12 protein-coding genes and 1 pseudogene are annotated in these 16,949 nt (G+C 55.2%); 9 read left to right on the forward strand and 4 right to left on the reverse strand.

From position 1 onward, the window contains the following. Positions 1-88: 88 nt before the first annotated feature. On the forward strand, positions 89-2,740 hold the full coding sequence (locus C8275_RS06925) for a 4-alpha-glucanotransferase (protein ID WP_106484593.1): 2,652 nt from the start codon (positions 89-91) through the stop codon (positions 2,738-2,740). A 125-nt stretch (positions 2,741-2,865) separates the two neighbouring features. Here C8275_RS06925 and pncB read toward each other — a convergent pair whose 3' ends face one another. Next, a complete protein-coding gene (gene pncB, locus C8275_RS06930; protein WP_022383329.1) occupies positions 2,866-4,032 on the reverse strand; it encodes a nicotinate phosphoribosyltransferase in 1,167 nt (388 codons plus the stop codon). A 207-nt stretch (positions 4,033-4,239) separates the two neighbouring features. Further along, positions 4,240-4,857, reverse strand: a pseudogene (gene ribB / locus C8275_RS06935) (3,4-dihydroxy-2-butanone-4-phosphate synthase); the annotation flags it as partial. Between the two features lie 414 nt (positions 4,858-5,271). Here ribB and dapF point away from each other — a divergent pair. Beyond that, positions 5,272-6,081 carry a diaminopimelate epimerase gene (gene dapF, locus C8275_RS06940; protein ID WP_106484594.1) on the forward strand — a complete coding sequence of 270 codons (810 nt, stop codon included), beginning with the start codon at positions 5,272-5,274 and terminating at the stop codon, positions 6,079-6,081. Between the two features lie 81 nt (positions 6,082-6,162). After that, positions 6,163-7,386, forward strand: coding sequence for an LL-diaminopimelate aminotransferase (locus C8275_RS06945; protein WP_022383326.1), 1,224 nt, complete (start codon positions 6,163-6,165; stop codon positions 7,384-7,386). A gap of 557 nt (positions 7,387-7,943) precedes the next feature. Here the strand turns inward: C8275_RS06945 and C8275_RS06950 are convergent. Together C8275_RS06950 and C8275_RS06955 are read right to left on the reverse strand one after the other, a co-directional pair. Beyond that, positions 7,944-8,396: a Fur family transcriptional regulator gene (locus C8275_RS06950; protein WP_022383324.1), complete on the reverse strand. Its 453-nt coding sequence runs from the start codon at positions 8,394-8,396 to the stop codon at positions 7,944-7,946. Between the two features lie 14 nt (positions 8,397-8,410). Further along, a complete protein-coding gene (locus C8275_RS06955; RefSeq protein WP_106484595.1) occupies positions 8,411-10,312 on the reverse strand; it encodes a heavy metal translocating P-type ATPase in 1,902 nt (633 codons plus the stop codon). Between the two features lie 121 nt (positions 10,313-10,433). Between C8275_RS06955 and C8275_RS06960 the strand changes: the two genes are divergently transcribed. The 6 genes from C8275_RS06960 to C8275_RS06985 all read left to right on the forward strand — a co-directional run bounded on the left by C8275_RS06960 (position 10,434) and on the right by C8275_RS06985 (position 16,887). Next, positions 10,434-11,399: an ROK family protein gene (locus C8275_RS06960; protein ID WP_106484596.1), complete on the forward strand. Its 966-nt coding sequence runs from the start codon at positions 10,434-10,436 to the stop codon at positions 11,397-11,399. An 80-nt stretch (positions 11,400-11,479) separates the two neighbouring features. Then, entirely contained in the window at positions 11,480-12,232 is a 753-nt protein-coding gene (locus C8275_RS06965) for a MotA/TolQ/ExbB proton channel family protein (protein WP_106484597.1), read from the forward strand. Next, the gene (locus C8275_RS06970; RefSeq protein ID WP_106484598.1) at positions 12,229-12,705 is read left to right on the forward strand and encodes a hypothetical protein; all 477 of its coding nucleotides are present in this window, start codon (positions 12,229-12,231) and stop codon (positions 12,703-12,705) included. Before C8275_RS06965 ends, C8275_RS06970 begins: the two co-directional genes overlap by 4 nt. 5 nt (positions 12,706-12,710) lie before the next feature. Then, positions 12,711-13,307 (forward strand): biopolymer transporter ExbD, encoded by a 597-nt coding sequence (locus C8275_RS06975; RefSeq protein WP_106484599.1) that lies wholly within the window; start codon positions 12,711-12,713, stop codon positions 13,305-13,307. Continuing rightward, the gene (locus C8275_RS06980; RefSeq protein ID WP_106484600.1) at positions 13,307-13,750 is read left to right on the forward strand and encodes a biopolymer transporter ExbD; all 444 of its coding nucleotides are present in this window, start codon (positions 13,307-13,309) and stop codon (positions 13,748-13,750) included. The genes C8275_RS06975 and C8275_RS06980 overlap by 1 nt, the downstream gene beginning before the upstream one ends. Before the next feature lie 317 nt (positions 13,751-14,067). After that, positions 14,068-16,887, forward strand: coding sequence for a pitrilysin family protein (locus tag C8275_RS06985; RefSeq protein ID WP_106484601.1), 2,820 nt, complete (start codon positions 14,068-14,070; stop codon positions 16,885-16,887). Positions 16,888-16,949 lie beyond the last annotated feature (62 nt).

Consider the following 16,949-nt stretch of genomic DNA (forward strand, 5'->3'; position numbering starts at 1 on the left):
GCAAAGGTTTGGCGTAAAAAATGTGCAAGGAAGTGCCTTTTTCCGTCAAAAGGCTTTATCTTTGTCATCATTCATAATCTCAAATACGATGAAAACAACGTTTCAGATTCATTATCGTACGGTCTGGGGAGAAAGCCTGAAGGTCGTTCTGCCTGACAGGAACGTCGACCTGCATACAGATGACGGTTCGCTTTGGACCGGGGATGCAGAGCTTCCGAAGGGAGGCAAGCCTATACCTTATTATTATTGTGTGTTTGCCGGCGGACATTGCACACGCCGGGAGTGGCATCTGGCGCCTCATTACCTGATGCCCGGTGTGGCAAAGACCTGCCGGGTGTTTGATGACTGGCGCGACATCCCGTCGGATGCCTATTTTTTCACCTCGGCATTCGTTGCCCGTCAGGGAGAGGTTGAGGAGAAAGTCATGCTTCCCGGTGGGACAAAGCAGGTGGTCTTCCGTGCCACTTGTCCCATGTTGCCGGCTCCCGGGTGGCGGATGAAACTGGTCGGTAGTCACCGAGTGCTGGGAGCCTGGGAGGTATGCCGTGCCGTGGAGATGCACCAGTTGGCCCCTCATCTGTGGGTGGCTGCTGTCCCGGCAGACGAACTGACCGTGCCTTTTGAGTACAAGTTCATTCTGGTCAGTCCGGAGGGCGAAGTGCATTGGGAGCAGGGCAACAATCATCAGTGGCAATATTTGCCGGGACAGGGGGAAGGCTTGGTCCTGCCCGAGTCCGAAATACCGTTCGACTTGCCGCTCCTCCGCCTGGCGGGAACGGCGATACCAGTCTTTTCACTCCGTTCGGAACAGAGCTTCGGAGTAGGGGACTTCGGCGATCTGAAACGTTTGGTCGATTGGGCGGTACTGACCCATCAGCAGGCCATCCAGATACTTCCTATCAATGACACCACCATGACTCACCGGTGGACAGACTCTTATCCTTACAAAGCCATTTCCATCTATGCGCTTCACCCGATGTTCATTGACCTGAATCAGCTGGGCAAGCTGGCGGATGCCGGAAAGAATGCCGGGTTCGAGCAGTTGCGTGTCGAGCTGAATGCATTGCCCGATGTGGACTACGAACGGGTAAACCAGGCGAAGTGGGAGTACGTTCGTCTGAAGTTTGCGGAAGAGGGGGCAGCGATCCTGAAGACAGAGGCTTACCGGAAGTTCTTTGCCGACAACGAAGACTGGTTGCGTCCCTATGCGGCATTCTGCTACCTGCGTGACAAGTTCGGGACGCCCGATTTCTCGGAATGGGGAGATTATGCCGTCTATAGTCGGAAAGCCATCGAGAAGTTGGCGGCTCCCGGCAGTGCCGCTCATGATGAGATTGCCCTCATTTACTACATGCAGTACCAGCTCCACTGCCAGTTGCTGAATGTGAGCGATTATGCACGTTCGCACGGTGTCATTCTGAAGGGCGACATTCCCATCGGAGTCAGCCGGGTCAGTGTGGAGGCATGGACGGAACCGCATTACTTCCACCTGAACGGACAGGCAGGTGCGCCGCCTGACCCCTTCTCGGTGAACGGACAGAACTGGGGACTCCCTACGTATGACTGGGAGCGGATGGCACAGGACGGCTATCGTTGGTGGGTGCGCCGGTTTAGCAAGATGGCGGAATACTTCACGGCATACCGCATCGACCACGTCCTGGGATTCTTCCGTATCTGGGAAATTCCTTCGCATGCCGTGCACGGGCTTTTGGGACACTTCGTCCCGGCACTCCCGCTTTCGCCGCAGGAGATTGAGAGCTTCGGACTGCCTTTCCGTGAAGACTTCTATACGAAACCTTACATCGACGACGAGCTGCTGAACCGGACGTTCGGCAATGATGCCGTCATCGTGAAGGAAGAGTTTGTCCATCCCAGCTGGGACGGGCGGTATGAGCTGTATCCCGAGTATGCCACCCAACGTCAGGTAGAGGCATATTTTGCCGGGAAGGAGGATGCCCGCAGTCTGCGTCTGCGTGACGGACTGTACGCCCTGATCAGCAACGTGCTTTTCATTCGCGACACGTACCAGCCGAACCGTTTCCATCCGCGCATCCAGGCACAGGACGACTATTTCTACAGCCGTCTCAACCGCTATGAGAAGGGCGCCTTTGCACGGCTGCACCATCATTTCTACTACGAACGTCACAACGACTTCTGGTATCACGAGGCGATGAAGAAGCTGCCGCTGCTGACACAGTGCACCCCGATGCTTTCCTGTGCGGAGGACTTGGGAATGATTCCGGCATGTGTGCCCTGGGTGATGGAGCAGCTGCGCATCTTGAGCCTGGAGATTGAACGGATGCCGAAGACTCCCGGCTTGGCCTTTGCCGATGTGCCGCATTATCCCTACAGCTCCGTCTGCACGGTGTCGACCCATGACATGACAACCTTGCGGGGGTGGTGGCGTGAGACGCCTGCCCTGACGGATGACTATTGGCACTGGGTGCTGCAACGTCAGGGCTCTGCCCCGTCGGATGTGGATGGGGCGACGTGCGAGGCTATCCTGAGACGTCAGCTGGCTTCCCCGTCGATGCTGTGCATCCTGAGCTGGCAGGACTGGATGTCGACCGACGAACAGTTGCGCTGTCCGGATGTGGAGCGCGAACGCATCAATGTGCCTGCCAACCCGCTCAACTACTGGCACTACCGCATGCACCTGACGTTGGAAGAGCTGATGCAGGCTGATGAGCTGAATGCACGCATCCGTCGGATGATCGACGAGTCGGGCAGAAGCTGCTGACGTGGAATAGGTCCGAGAGAGAGGACTACAGACTGAAGACGCCGGTAACACGCTTCCCTTTGCAAAGGCAATCGGATCGTGTTACCGGCGTCTTGTTGTATCCGGACGGTGTGTGCGGCAGTGGGTTACTTCAGTCCCAGTTCGTAGAGGCAGGCTTCCGTTTCCTGGTCGCTGCCCATGTGCTTGCCCAGGTCATCGGAGAGCTTGACACACTCTTTCCACGGCTGGTTGACATTCATCTTGCAGCGGGCGAGCTTCATCACGATGTTGGAAGGTTTGTAGCCCGTGTCGTTGGTGAGGTTGGTGCCGATGCCGAACGAGCAGCGTATCTTGCCGCGGCAGTAGTCCTGTATCTGGAGTGCCTTGTCAAAGTCGAGGGCGTTGCTGAAGATGATGGTCTTGGTCGTCGGGTCGACTCCCAGCTCGCGGTAACGGGCAATGAGGCGGTCGGTGAAGAGGAATTCGTCACCGGAATCGCAGCGGACGCCGTCGAAGAGCTTGGCCTGCTTGCGGCTGATGTTGCTCAGGAAGATGTCTGACGTATAGGTGTCCGACAGGGCAGTGCCCAGGTCGCCGTCGTAGACATTGACCCAGTTCTCGAGTGCCATGTAGTTGGCATGTTTGTAGCCGAACTGTGCGCCGTGGAACATGAACCATTCGTGGGGATGCGTCCCCAGCGGTTTCATGTTGTATTTCATGGCGAAGTAGCAGTTGGAGGTTCCGGCGCAGTAGTGCGCATTTTCGTTGAGGTAGCTGATGACGGCGTCCTGCACGTTGAAGGAGAAGCGACGCCGTGTCCCGAATTCCGAGAAGGTGAGTTTGTGCTCGTCCGAGAGCTGCACCTTTTCTGCCAGTTTGGAGCAGATTTGTTCCATGTTGGCTACGTTGCCGAAGAACCGGTTGCGCAGTTCGGAGATGATGGCGAGCAGAGGGACTTCATAGAGGGTTACCTTATACATGAAGTCGCTCACCTCTACGTGCAGGTGATGTTGCTCATCCCGTTCAATGCGGATTTTCTCCGGGTCGAAGTGGAACGACGAAAGCCATTCCCAGTAGAACGGGGGAAGGAAACGACAGGCGCCCGACATGAACCGGATTTCTCCGGTAGTGAGACGGAGGCTGCTCATGGCTTTCACTTCTTCCTTCAGGGCTTCGACGAATGCGTCGGGATATTCCGTTTCATCCCGGTCCTTGAACGTGAAGGTTCCCATGGCGTACGGGAACAGTTTGATATAAGCGTACGAGGTCGTAAACTTATACAGGTCGGTATCTAGTATACTCTTGATAATCATAGTCAGCGTGTTTGACAAATAGGATGTATGCGGACAAAATTACTGTTTGTTTTTCAAATGCTGACTGAAATGCGGGGCTTTTTCTGTTTTTCCGGCTGTTTTTGTCCGTGAAAGAAGACGGGAGACATCCGGGTACGGCTGGGAACGGAGGGATTCTCCGTCCTGTCTGTACGCGGGTGTCTCCCGGTTTTATGTTCAGCAGTTGTTGCGCTGACGGTAGGCAATCAGGTCGGCAATCGAGATGACTTTCAGGCCGAAGCGTCCGGCAATCTCCAGCAGCTGAGGCAGACGTGCCATGGTCCCGTCGGCGTTCATGACTTCAATCAGGGCTCCGGCAGGACGCAGACCGGCAAGGCGTGCCAGGTCGATGGCGGCTTCGGTGTGTCCGTCACGTCCCAACACACCCCGTTCGTTGGCATAGAGGGGGCAGATGTGTCCGGGACGTCCGAAATCATCCGCCTGAAAGGCAGGGTCGCTCAGGGCGCGGATGGTGGCTGCACGGTCGTGGGCAGAGACACCGGTCGTGCAGTCGTGTCCCAGCAAATCGGCGGTGACGGTAAACGGGGTACCCAGCAGCGAGGTGTTCCGTTGTGTCATGGGCTCCAGCTCCAGTTCGCGGCAACGTTCCTGGGTCAGAGGGGCGCAGAGCACACCGCGTCCCTGGGTGATCATGAAGTTGACGATTTCCGGTGTCACCTTCTCGGCTGCCACGATGAAGTCGCCTTCGTTCTCGCGGTCCTCGTCATCGACCACTATGATTACTTTTCCGGCCTTGATTTCCTCAATGCCTTCTTCAATTGTGCTTAGTCCAGTTTGTTTGTTCATCATCATTAAAAATAGAGTTCGGCACAAAGATACGCAGTTTTCCATGATATCCGCGAAGAAACGGACAGGCTTAGCATAATTATGTACAATAAATGTTACCGTCCGGTGCAGGGCGGTCCGTCCTTCGTCTGTCGGGACGACAAGAGGTTGTCGGTAAATCGAAAAGTGACGGATTGAAATGAAAGTTTGATTAAATGCTTTCTGTTTATCTTTAATAGATGCTTGTTTTGTGATGACTGTAAGAAGGTGCGCTTCGAACGGAATAAAAAGGGACTATCTGTATGACTTTCGGGAGAGGATACCTACTTTTGTAACCAAACGCAAGGAAACTGATGGACTTTACTTGCATATTGATGGATATGTCGGGGAAAGGATGACATCAGTGAATGTTTAACTCGAAAGAATGCAGACGTTATGAAAGTCAGATTTACGAAAATGCACGGCGCAGGAAACGACTATATCTATGTCAACACGATGAACTATCCGGTCGATGAACCCGGTAAATGGGCGGTGGAGTGGAGCCGTTTTCACACGGGCATCGGCAGCGACGGACTGGTGCTGATAGGCTCGTCGGAGAAAGGCGATTTCAGCATGCGTATCTTCAATGCCGACGGTTCGGAGGCGAAGATGTGTGGCAATGCCAGCCGTTGCATCGGCAAATACGTGTATGAAGCAGGATTGACGGCAAAGAGGGACATTGCACTCGATACGCTTTCCGGCATCCGTCGGCTCCATCTGGATGTCGATGCGGACAACCGTGTGAACCGGGTCACGGTGGACATGGGAGTACCTTCGGACATCCATCCGCTGACACTCGGTTGTGAGGCGCCGGCACACACGGGCATTGCCGTGTCGATGGGCAATCCGCATCTGGTGCTGTTTGTCGACAGGGTGATGGAGATTGATTTGGCAGCCGTGGGACCGCGGCTGGAACACCATCCGCATTTCCCCGACCGGGTGAATGTGGAGTTTGCACAGGTCATCGACGCACGACACATCCGGATGCGTGTCTGGGAACGTGGTTCCGGAGTGACCCAGGCCTGTGGCACCGGTGCTTGTGCCACGGCAGCTGCCGCCATCGCCTCGGGCTTGTGTGAACGGAAGGTGGAGGTGGAGATGGACGGCGGGACCCTGCAACTGGACTGGGACGCTTCCACCGGACACATCCTGATGACGGGACCGGCAACGAAGGTCTTTGACGGAGAAATTGATTGGAATGTATAGCGGAGGAGGAGCGTCGGCTGGAGAAAAGCCGTATCTTCGTCCGTTGACAAGCATAAGAACAAGAAAAAGCAATAACATACTATGGCACTGGTAAACGAACATTTTCTGAAACTTCCGGGAAGCTACCTGTTTTCCGACATTGCGAAGAAGATAAACTCTTTTAAAGTGACGCACCCGAAGGCGCAGCTGATTCGTCTGGGTATTGGCGATGTGACCCGTCCGCTGCCCAAAGCCTGCATCGAGGCCATGCATCGTGCGGTGGACGACATGGCGGAGGCTGCCACCTTTCATGGATATGGCCCCGAGCAGGGGTACGATTTCCTGATTGATGCCATCATCCGGCACGACTTCGCACCGCGCGGCATCAGTCTGAGCCCGTCGGAGGTGTTTATCAGCGACGGCGCGAAGAGCGACCTGGGCAACATCGGCGAACTGCTCCGCTGGGACAACAGCATGGCAATCACCGACCCGGTCTATCCGGTCTATGTCGACAGCAACATCATGTGCGGTCGTTCGGGGGTGCTCGATGAGCAGGGAAAGTGGAGCAACGTTACCTATCTGCCCTGTACGGCGGAAAACGGCTTTGTTCCCGAACTGCCCAAGCACCGCATCGACCTGATTTATCTGTGTTATCCGAACAACCCGACCGGCACCACGCTGACCCGTGAACAGCTGAAGCAGTGGGTCGATTATGCCTTGGCAAACGACACGCTCCTGATTTTTGATTCCGCCTACGAGGCCTATATCAGCGAGGACGACGTTCCGCACTCCATCTACGAGATACGCGGTGCGAAGAAGGTCGCTATCGAGATTCGCAGTTTCTCGAAGACAGCCGGCTTTACAGGCGTACGCTGTGGCTATACGGTGGTGCCCAAGGAGCTGACAGCCGCCAACTTCGAGGGGAAGCGCATCCCGCTCAATCCGCTTTGGAACCGCCGTCAGTGTACCAAGTTCAACGGGACGAGCTACATCACCCAGCGGGGCGCCGAGGCGGTCTATACACCGGAAGGTCAGGCACAGATACGGGAGACCATTGCCTACTACATGGAGAATGCACGCATCATGCGTGAGAGCCTTTCGGCGGCGGGCTTCCAGGTGTATGGAGGCGTGAATGCACCGTATGTATGGGTGCAGGCACCGGACGGGATGAGCTCGTGGAAGTTCTTCGACAAGTTGCTGTATGAGGCCCATGTGGTGACTACTCCCGGCATCGGCTTCGGACCGAGTGGGGAAGGGTATGTGCGCCTGACTGCCTTCGGCGAACGGGAGGACTGCGAGGAGGCGATGCGCCGCATCCGGAGATGAACGCCATCCGGACTGTTTGTCATAATGTCAAAATGTCAAATGAATCGCTCCGCAGTGCCCTTCGTTGCACCCGAATACGAGTTGGTGGCTGAAAAGGGCATTCTGGAGCGATTCGCAAAATACACCGTGTCAGGTGTAGAGTAGTATTTCCTTTCCTTTTGAACGCTTTCCGGGGGATTGTCTTCTTCCGAAGTGAGTTGTATCCTTTCTTATGTTCCCTTTTAATAGCTTCCGATTTGTTGACGCCGTTCATCTTCCAGCAAGCGAAACCTGCACTTTTTGCCTTTTAGTTTCCGAAGATTTGAGTTTTGCGGACGAAACAATATTGTTTGGAAGGTGAAACAATATTGTTTGACTCGTCAAACACTTGTGTTTCGCACGTGAAACAATATTGTTTGAGCCTCAAAATGTAAGTATTTCGAAAATGAAATGTATAGTTTTCTAAAATCAGAGGCTTTTTAAGCCGTTTTTGTTCACAGACGTTTGCTTTTGCTTGCTGGTTTGACGGAAATCTGCAAAGTATGCGTTAGCCGAAAAACGTGTTTTTGTCGGTTTTGTCAAGCGTCTGGTGTCTTTCCCTTTCTTTTTGCTTTCCGGGCACACTCGTTGCAAAGTCCCTTGATGACATAGTTTATGCTGTTCATGGAGAAACCTTCGGGCAGGGTGACCCGGGGAATGTGTATTTGCTTGAAGCAGAACGTCCGGTGGCACGCCTCACAGTAGAAATGGGTATGCAGGTCATCCACCTCGCAGTTGCAGTCGCTGCTGCAGAGGGCGTACTTCAGCGACCCCGAACCGTCGTCGATGGCGTGGATGAGGTGATGTCCGAGGAAGAGGGTAATGGTGCGGAAGATGGTCGACTTGTCCATCGTCACGAGGCGGTCTTCCAGGTCGAGCAGGGAGAAGGCACGGTCGGCAGCCAGCATCTCCCGCAGCACCAACAGGCGGTTGGCGGTAGGCTTGATGTCGCGCAGGGCGAGCAGTTTCAGATAGGTTTCTTCATTTGCCATGGTTTGATAGCGAGTTAGGGGCGTACCGGAAGGGGCGTTTCATACTTGCCCAGCTGGATGCGCAGCGCATTGCAGATGGCGAGCATCGCCACCCCGACGTCGGCAAAGACAGCTGCCCACAGGTTGGCAAAACCCAGTACGCCGAGCAGCAGGATGATGATTTTGATGCCCAGGGCAAAGGTGATGTTCTGCCAGATGATTTGCCGGGTCCGTCGTCCGATGCGGAGGGCGGTTGCCACTTTGCCCGGCTGGTCGGTCTGTATTACCACATCCGCCGTTTCGATGGCGGCGTCGCTGCCCAATCCGCCCATGGCGATGCCCACGTCGCTCAGTGCCAGCACCGGTGCATCGTTCATGCCGTCGCCCACGAAAGCCACGCGGTGTCCGTGGTCCTTGAGTTCCTTCAGGTGTGCCACTTTGCCTTCAGGCAGGAGGTTCCCGTATGCCCGGCGGACGCCCAATTGTCCGGCAAATTTAGAGACGATGCCCTGTTTGTCGCCCGAGAGCATCTGAATATTATCAATCTTTAAGTCTTTCAGGGCCTGGATGGCGGCTGCGCTGTCCGCTTTCACGGTGTCCGACAGCACGAGGTAGCCCTCATAGTGCCCGTTGATGGTGCAGAGGATGACGGTCTCCTCCATCTCGTCCACAGTTGCCGGATAGCTGATTCCTTCCTGACGGAGCAGCCGGCTGTTGCCTGCCAGGTAGGTGTGTCCGTTGGCGGAGGTGGTCCGGATGCCCAGTCCGCTCATTTCCTTCTCTTCGGGGAAGGTCCGCAGGGGTAGCCGACGTTCGTTTGCCGTCCGCACGATGGCCTGGGCGATGGGGTGGTTGCTGTGCTGTTCCATCGAGGCCACCAGTTCGAGCAGTCCTTCCTCGGAAAGCGTGGTGGCGTGGATTTCGCTCACTTCAAATTCCCCTTTCGTCAGCGTACCGGTCTTGTCGAAAACCACCGAGTCAATCCGGGTGATGGCATCCAGGTAGTTCCCTCCCTTGAACAGGATACCCTGTCGGGAGGCTGCACCGATACCTCCGAAATAGCCCAACGGGATGCTCACCACCAGGGCACAGGGGCAGGAGATGACCAGGAACACCAGTCCGCGGTAGAGCCAGTCGTCGAACACATACGTGAAGCCGGGGGCAAAGAGACTATATATATAAGGTAAGAGCACGACCAGGGCAGCCAGCAGGGTGACCGTCGGTGTGTAGACACGGGCAAAGCGTCGGATGAAGAGTTCGGCCGGTGCCTTTCGGGCGGACGCCTCTTCGACCAGCCGCAGGATGCGTGCCAGGGCACTCTCTCCGGCAGGACGGCTGACACGGAAGCGTGCAGGGGTGTCGGTGACAATCATGCCTGCCAGTACCTCGCCGTCGCGTTCGATGAGGCGAGGCATGCTCTCTCCCGTCAGGGCAGCCGTGTCGAAGGTGGCATGAGGCGTGAGCAGTACTCCGTCGAGCGGGACACGTTCACCGGGACGCACTTCCACTGTGTCGCCGGGGTGTACGGCTTCCGGATTCCGTTCGTCGGTCTGTCCGTCGGCAGAGACGACACGTGCGGTCTCCGGACGCACATCGAGCAGGGAACGGATGTGCCCGCGTGCCCGGCTGACGGCGCCATCCTGAAGCTTTTCGCCCACTGAATAGAAGAGCATGACTGCCACCCCTTCCGGGTATTCGCCGATGTAGAACGCTCCGATGGATGCCAGCACCATCAGGGTAAACTCGTTGAAGAACTCTTTTTCGCAGATACATTCCCAGGCCTCCTTCACCACGGGAACGCCGACCGGCAGGAAGGCAATCAGGAAGTAGAGCAGTTCCGCTCCCTGAAAGGGGAACAGGTCCGTTGCATGGCTGCGAAGCCAGATTCCCAGTGCAAGCAGCACGAAGGAGAGGATTTCCGGTATATATTTCTTCATAGCTGTGATGTGTTTTAGCGGTTTGACTGTTGCAAAGGTAAGAGAAAGCACTTGCAACTTGATTGCAAACAGAAATATTGTTCGTAATTTTGGGCGCTGAATCAAATAGAATACAAGAGTTATGGAAAAGACCATGGAGAAGCCCTACACTGTAGGAATTGACATTGGAGGTACGAACACCGTGTTCGGTGTGGTGGATGCACGTGCGAACATTCTTTCACACGACAGTATCAAGACAAAAGATTATCCGGATATCCATACTTACGTGAATACGCTGGCTGAACGTCTGATGGTGCTGATTGATGCCGCCGGAGGCATCGACACCATCAAGGGCGTAGGCGTGGGAGCACCCAACGGAAACTACTATACCGGGCAGATCGAGCAGGCTCCCAACCTGCCGTGGAAAGGCATTGTCCCCCTGGCACAGTTGCTGAAGGACCGTCTGGGTGTCCCGGTAGTCCTGACGAACGATGCCAATGCTGCCGCGTTGGGTGAGATGACCTACGGGGTGGCACGCGGCATGAAGGACTTCATCATGATTACGTTGGGAACCGGTGTCGGCAGCGGCGTCGTTGTCAATGGGCAGTTGGTCTACGGACACGACGGCTTTGCCGGAGAACTGGGACACGTCATTGTACGTCCCGGCGGACGCTTGTGCGGCTGCGGCCGTCACGGTTGCCTGGAGACCTATTGTTCCGCGACGGGCATTGTCCGCACGGTGCATGAGGTGCTGTCCTCGTCCGACGAACCCAGCCTGCTGCGCAACATTGCGCCGGAGAAGGTCACTTCAAAAGACATTTACGATGCTGCCGAGCAGGGCGACAAGCTTGCCCTGGAGATTTTCCGTTTCACCGGAACCATCCTGGGAGAGGCCTTCGCCAACTTCATCGCCTTCTCCAGTCCCGAAGCCATCGTGCTCTTCGGTGGTCTCGCCAAGGCAGGGCACTACATCATCGACCCCATCTGCGAGGCGATGGAGGCGAACGTGATGCCCATCTACAAAGGCAAGACCCGTCTGCTGGTTTCGGAACTGAAGGACTCGGATGCCGCAGTCCTGGGCGCCAGTGCGTTGGGCTGGGAGGCTTGACCGGGCAGGTTGGGGCGGGCGGACGTCTGCTCCAGCCCGACAAATGAACATACAACCTCAAAAACTTAAGAACTCAAACTATGAAATGGATAGGAGTAGGCTTGTGTCTCCTCTGTCTGCTCTTCCCCGCTGAAGTAGGGGCACAGGTGCAGGCGGCACTCGGCGAGGCACAACAGGCGACGGGATTTCACCAGGTGGTCAAGGAAAAGTTCATCGAAGGCAACGCGGGCTTCATGTCCCTGGTTGCCATCACGCTGGTGCTCGGTCTCGCCCTGTGCATCGAGCGCATCATCTACCTGAGCCTGGCGGACATTGATGCCAAGCGTCTGCTGACGGGCATCGACGATGCCTTGCAACAGGGGGATGTGGAACAGGCCAAGACCCTCTGCCGCGACACCCGGGGACCGGTAGCGTCCATCTGCTACCAGGGACTGATGCGTGCCGATGAGGACATCGAGGTGGTGGAACGCTCCATCGTGGCATACGGCACGGTGCAGGCGGGCTACCTGGAGAAAGGCTGTTCCTGGATTACCCTCTTCATCACTATCGCCCCTTCGCTCGGTTTCCTCGGGACGGTCATCGGCATGGTGATGGCATTTGACGACATCGAGCAGGCAGGCGAAATCTCCTCCGACATCGTGGCGGGAGGCATGAAGGTGGCACTCATCACGACCATCTTCGGACTGATTGTGGCACTCATCCTTCAGGTGTTCTACAACTACATCCTCTCCAAAATAGAGTCCATTACGGCGGATATGGAGGATGCCGCCATCTCGTTGCTCGACATGCTGTTGCAGTATAACTCCCGACGCGAAAAGAAGCAAGTCCCATGAAAGCCCGTTGTTTCTACAAGGTCTCCTATGCCGTGCTCTATGTGCTGTTGGCACTGGTGCTGGTGGCAGTCGCACTCTTCTTCGGGGTCGGCTATGACAATCCGGTCGGCGATTACAACCTGCCGCTGAACACCGACGTGCTGCTCTATGTGGTCTATGCCATGACGGTGCTGGCTGTCGGGGTGGCATTGGGTGCCGTTGCTCTCCGTTTTGCCCGTGTCTGGCGTCAGACACGCAGACGTGCCTACCGTCTGGTGGCGGGTACGGGGCTGTTCATCCTGCTGCTGGGGGTGACGTTGCTGTGTGCTTCGTCCCGTCCGATGCTGGTCAACGGGGAGTGGTTTGAAAGTGTGGTCTGGCTGCGTGTGACCGACATGCTGCTCTATGCCATCTATTTGTTGCTGGTCGTCGCCGTACTCTGTGCGGTCCTGTCCGTGACGGGCGTGTTCCGTCGTATCCATTTTAAACGCTGAAGTCTATGTTTGGGAAGCGCATCAAACGGAGAGTGCCTGAAATCAATGCTACGTCGACCGCCGACATGGCATTCATGCTGCTGGTGTTCTTCCTGCTCGCCACCTCCATGGGCGTGAAGAAGAGCATCCGTCGTGAGCTTCCCCCTTCGACCGACTCGGTGCGTGTGGAACCCTTGCGGGTGAAGGAGCGTGACCTGCTGGTGTTCCGTCTGGACGGAGAAGGCAGGCTGTTTGCAGGTTCCGAAGAAATCCCACTGACGGACGTCAAGGAGCGTGTGAAGCATTTCATTGCCAATCCGGACAATGAGGAGTCGTTGCCGGAGAAGCACTCGCGCGAAGTGCCGTTGCTGGGAACAGTGGAGGTGACGGATACCCATGTCATCGCGTTGCGTTATGACCCCCATACCGATTACCGGACCTATTTCGAGGTGCAGAACCTGTTGCTGGAGGCTTACTGCGAACTGCGCGATGCCGAGGCGGAGAAACGTTTCCATTGCACCTTTGACCGCGCCTCCTCCGAACAGCAGGAAGCCATCCGTGCCTGTTATCCGCAGCGCATTTCCGAGACGATGACCGCGGAGGAGAAAGGAGGGCGTGACTGATGGGAATGTTCATGCGCAGGAAACGTCGGCAGATTCCAGGACTGAACACAGCCTCGCTGCCCGACCTGATATTCACCATGCTGTTCTTCTTCATGATTGTGACCAACATGCGGGAATCTTCGCCTCATGTACCCTTGGAGTTGCCTGCCGGACAAGGGCTGGAGAAGGTGGGTGAGATGTCCGGTCTGCACTATATCTATATAGGTATGGAGCAAGGAAAGACTTATGTGCAGTGGGACGACGATGTGTTGCCTCTTGGACAGCTGGAACATCGGCTTCGTCTGTCGCAACAGTCGGTAGAGACCGACGGACCCCTTGAAATTGCCTTGGGGGTCGACGGACGGGTGGAGATGCAGCAAGTCGAAGAGGTGAAGCAGGTGCTGCGTCGCAATCGGGTGTCGGTGGTCTATTATCTGGGTGAGGAATCCCGTCCGGAACATTAAGACGAATCTTTACGTATTTAAGCTTTAAACGTTAAATGCGTCCCGAATCTTTAAAGAATGCCCCTGTCGGGACAGGTGATAAAATGTTCGGATTAATGACTGCATGGGCGGATTGTAACCCTTGTGGATGTCGGTTGAAAACCCTTGCTCTTTCTGTTTTGTTGTCAAAATGTTATTAAGGAGTGCTTCTGTTCCGCTTTTGGCTCCTTTCCTTCTTGTTTTTTTATTATCTGTTTTCACTATTTAGCATGTAAAATATTTGTATGTCTATGAAAAGGACTACTTTTGTTCGACAATCATTTAACTATTCAACGAACATGAAGAGAAAGTTACTTTTCCTGCCTCTGCTCTTCCTTTGTCTCTTGGGTTATGCCCAACAGATAAACTGGAACGAGGCATTGCCTGCCGACTCGAAAACGTTGGTGGGTAAATTGCCGAACGGCATGACCTATTATCTTCGTCACAATGAAGAACCTAAGGAGCGCGCCAGCTTCTACATCATCCGTAACGCCGGCGCCTTGCTGGAGAATGACGACCAGGACGGTTTGGCACACTTCCTGGAGCACATGGCATTCAACGGCAGTAAGAATTTCCCGGGCAACAGCATGATCTCCACCCTGGAGCGTCACGGTGTGTCATTCGGTGGTAACCTGAATGCCTACACAGCCCACAACGAGACGGTCTATAACATCAGCTCGGTGCCTGTGACCGATGAGGCTGTCATTGACACCTGTCTGCTGATTCTGCACGACTGGACCTATTACCTGACGCTCTCCGACAAGGATATCGACGAGGAGCGTGGTGTCATCACCGAAGAGTACCGTACCCGTAACACCAGTGCCGCCCGTCTGCAGAAACAGCAGCTGGCTGCCTTGCTGAAGGGGTCCCAGTATGTGGAGCGCGATGTCATCGGTGACTTGAACGTCATCCAGAACTTCAAGCCGCAGACCATCCGTGACTTCTATCACAAGTGGTACCGCACCGACTTGCAGGCCATCGCCATCGTGGGCGACTTTGACGTGGCAAAGATGGAACAGAAGATCAAGGATATCTTCACTTCCATTCCTGCCGTGAAGAATCCTGCCAAGCGTCCGTTCTATGAAATCCCGTCTCACGAAGAGACCTACTTCTGTCTGGCAACCGACAAGGAAGCCACCAGCTCACGGGTGGAACTGGTACGCATTTACCGCGATGAGGACAACACCGGCAAGGTGACTTATCAGGACATCAAGGACGGTCTGATGCAAAGCTTCTACAACACGATGCTGTCAAACCGTATTGCTGAAATCATCCAGCGTGGCAATGCTCCCTTCCTGGGTGCCTCCATAGGGGTAGGAGGTATGGTGCGCGGCTATGCAGGCTATTCGTTGTCTGCCACTGCCAAACCCAATCAGGAGAAGGAAGCCCTGGAGGCTGTCATCCGTGAGAACGAACGTGTCATCCAACACGGGTTTACCGAGTCCGAACTGGACCGTGTGAAGACCAACATGCTCACCAGCTTGCGCTCGATGCTGAAAGACGTCGACAAGACCAACAACGAACAATACATCCGCGACATGCAGGCCAACTTCCTGGAGAATGCCGGCATGATCAGTACGGAGGACTATGTGGCTGCTGCCGAGAAGGTCATTCCGACCATCACTGCCAAGGAGGTATCAGACCAGGTGAAGAAATGGTGGAAGGCTGACAACCGTGTCATCCTTATCTCCGGTCCGAGCGAGGGTGTGACCCACCTGACCGAGCAGGAAGCCCGTGACATCATCGCAGCTACTGAGGGCAAGCCCGTGGAGGCTTATACCGACAATGTGGTAAGCGGTAGCCTGATTGCCGAGGACCTGAAGGGTTCCAAGGTTGTGGCTACGAAGGAACTTCCGCAGTTTGAGGCTGTAGAATGGACGTTGGAGAACGGTGCCAAGGTGGTATTCCGCAAAGCTGACTTCGAGAAGGACAACGTGGCATTGAGCGCCTTCAGTGCTGGTGGTACTTCCATGTATGCCGACCTCGACCTGCTGCCTGCCGCCAGCAACGTGAGCGCCTTCGTGGCTGCTTATGGTCTGGGCGACTATGACGCCATCTCCCTGAGAAAAGTGCTGACCGGTAAGAAGGCAGGTACGGGCATCGGTATCGGCGGTCTGTATGAGAGCGTGAGCGGAAGTGCTACGCCGCAGGATTTCGAGACCATGATGCAGATGATTTACCTCCGCTTCCAGAAACCGCGCTTCGATGCCAAGGCACACGAGGTACTGCTCAGCCAGAACCGCATCCGCGTACAGCAGATGGAGGGACAACCGCAGAAGATGATGCAGGACTCTCTGAGCCTGATTTCGACTGACTACAATCCCCGTACCCTCCTCTTCAACGAGGCTTATCTGGACAAGATTACATTGGACCGTATCGAGAAAGTCTATCGTGACCGCATCTGCGATGCCAGCGACTTCACCTTCATCATTGTCGGTAATGTGGAGCAGGAAGTGGCAAAGGCAATGGTTGAGAAATACATCGGTTCCATCCCCTCGCTCAACCGTCATGAGAAATGGGTTGACCGGAAGGTGAGAGGTCCGAAGGGCAAGGTGGAGAAAGTACTCTACTTCCCGTTGCAGAACCCGAAGTCAACGGTACTCGTGTCGTTCACTCACGAAATGAAGTATACGTTGAAGGACGGTTACCTGATTGATATCCTTGCCAACATCCTGACCAACCGCTACACCAAGTCCATCCGCGAGGAGCAGGGTGGTACATACGGGGTAGGCGTGAGCGGAAACGTTTCGCGTGAACCGGTGAACAGCTACAACATCTCCATGCAGTTCGACTGCGACCCTGCAAAGGCTGCCGAACTGAAGCCGTTGCTCTATGCAGAGGTTGACAAAATCATCAAGGATGGTGTGACAACCGAAGAACTCGACAAGGTGGTGAAGAACGCCTTGAAGGAGAGCGAACAGAGCAAGAACCACAATGGCTACTGGATGTCTGTCCTGACCAGCTACTACCAGATGGGCATTGACTTGAACGACCCGAAGAACTACGAGGAAATCATGAAATCGTTGACTCCGAAGGATGTTCAGGACTTTACGAAGAGATTCTTCAAGAATGCCGATGTGCTTGACCTGATTCTTGCACCGGATTCTGCCAAGAAATAAGCGGCTTCCCATAAAGCCGGATTGAAAACTGCCGTCGTGAGCCGGGTGCTTGCGACGGCTAT

It is taken from the genome of Bacteroides sp. Marseille-P3684 (assembly GCF_900291465.1).
Taxonomy (GTDB): Bacteria; Bacteroidota; Bacteroidia; order Bacteroidales; family Bacteroidaceae; genus Phocaeicola_A.